Genomic DNA, 2019 nt, shown 5'->3' on the forward strand with positions numbered 1-2019 from the left:
TGGGCCGACGAGGCCGATGCTTTCGATGAAGGCGGTGAGTGTCATGGTGGGCCTCAACGGCGGGCGTGGTCGGCGCGGCCGAGGATCAGGCTGCAATTCGTGCCGCCGAAGCCGAACGAATTGGAGAGGACGGCGCGCACGCGCGCATCGCGGCTCGCGAGCACGTAGTCGGCGGCGAGTGTCGGATCGGGTTGCGTCGTGTTGACGCCGGCCGGCACGAACTGGTCGCGCAGCGCGAGCGCGGCGGCGACCGCCTCGAGCGCACCCGCCGCGCCGAGCGTATGGCCGGTCGCGCCCTTCGTCGAGCTGCACGGCGTGCTGGCGAACAGCGCGCCGATCGCACGGCTTTCGGCCGCGTCGTTGCTCGGCGTCGCGGTGCCGTGCAGGTTCACGTAGTCGATATCGTTCGCGCCGAGGCCGGCGGATGCGAGCGCCTGCTCGATTGCGACGCGCGCGCCGAGCCCTTCCGGATGCGGCGACGACATGTGATGCGCGTCGCTCGATTCGCCGATGCCGAGCAGCAGGACCGCGTCGGCGTCAAGTGCGGCGGGCGGGTCGGGCGCGCGTTCGACGAGTGCGAACGCGGCGGCCTCGCCGATCGAGATGCCGTCGCGTGCGACGTCGAACGGACGGCACGGCTGGCGCGACAGCAGTTCGAGCGAATTGAAGCCGTACAGCGTCGTCAGGCACAGCGAATCGACGCCGCCGACGACGGCCGCGTCGATCAAGCCCGCCTCGATCATGCGGCGCGCGGAGCCGAACACCTTCGCACCGGACGAGCAGGCGGACGAGATCGCCATCGCCGGCCCGCGCAGCGCGAAAAACGCGCGCACGAACGCGGCCGGCGAATATGGGTTGTGCGTCTGTGCGTAGCGGAAGTCGGCAGGCAGCGCGCCGCTCGCCGGATCGCGGCGCTGATACGCGTGCTCGGTCTCGAGGATGCCGGCCGTGCTCGTGCCGATGAACACGCCGACGCGCGCCGCACCGTAGTGCGCGACGGCCGCCGCGACGCGTGCGTCGAAGCCGTCCTGCGTGAGGCCGAGCTGTGCGAGGCGGTTGTTGCGGCAGTCGAAGTCGGCGAGGTCGGTCCGCACGGGCTGTGCATCGACGCCGTCCACCACGCCGATCCACGTGTCGAGATCCGCACGCTCGAAGTCGCAGGGCGTGAGCCCGCCACGCGCGTGGCGCAGCGCATCGAGGGTCGCATCGAGGCCGCGGCCGATGCAGCTGGTGGCGGTGAAGTGCGAGAGCAGGAGAGGTTTCACGAGGGTCGCATCCGGTGGCCGGAACGGGCGCCGCAGCTGGGCTGGCAGGCGCGCCGTTCGAGGTCAGATTTTATCAAACGGGGGTGCCGAACCGGCCGGCTCGCCCGGCCCGCCGGGCGGGTCGGGCGCGAGCGCCGCGCGCAGCGTGGTCCAGTGCAACTGCGCGTCGGCGGCCGCGCGCAGCACCGCTTGCAGCACGTCGAGCACGACCGGTTCGCCGCGCGCGTCGCGTGCCGCGTGGCCGTCGTGCACGAGCAGGATGTCGCGCGCCTCGAGACCGTGGAGCAGGCGGCGCGTGACGGTCGCGGCATCGCGTGCGCGCGTGTCGAAGCCGCGCCGCGTCCAGCTCGCGAGCTGCAGGCCGAGTTCGCACAGCACCGGTTCGAGAAACGGATTGCGCAGCCCGGCCGGCGCGCGGAAGAACAGCGGGCGCGTACCAGCGATCTCGGTCAGCGTCTGCTGCGCGGCCGCGATCTCACGCCGCAGTGCGGCCGGCCCCGACAGCGAGAACGTGTGCCGGTGCCGCTGGCTGTGGTTCTCGATCGCGTGACCGCGCGCGACGATCGCCTCGATCCAGCGCGGATGACGGCGTGCGAGATCGCCGATGCAGAAGAACGTCGCGCGCGCGTCGTAACGGTCGAGCAGGTCGAGCACGCGCGGCGTGACGTCCGGGTCCGGGCCGTCGTCGATCGTCAATGCGATGCGGCGGCCGGCGCCGGGCGGCAGGCGCGTCCAGTTCGGGCCGCGCAGCACG

Annotated in this window: 2 protein-coding genes; both read right to left on the minus strand. The window is 72.3% G+C overall.

The features are described from left to right. Positions 1-53 precede the first annotated feature (53 nt). Positions 54-1265, minus strand: a complete 1212-nt coding sequence (locus tag G3N64_RS38860) for a beta-ketoacyl-[acyl-carrier-protein] synthase family protein (protein WP_205788864.1) — start codon at positions 1263-1265, stop codon at positions 54-56. 63 nt (positions 1266-1328) lie between these two features. Beyond that, a partial coding sequence (locus tag G3N64_RS38865; protein ID WP_205788865.1) for a polysaccharide deacetylase family protein occupies positions 1329-2019 on the minus strand: 691 nt, incomplete at its 5' end.

Source organism: Burkholderia sp. Ac-20344 (assembly GCF_017104975.1).
Taxonomy (GTDB): domain Bacteria; phylum Pseudomonadota; class Gammaproteobacteria; order Burkholderiales; family Burkholderiaceae; genus Burkholderia.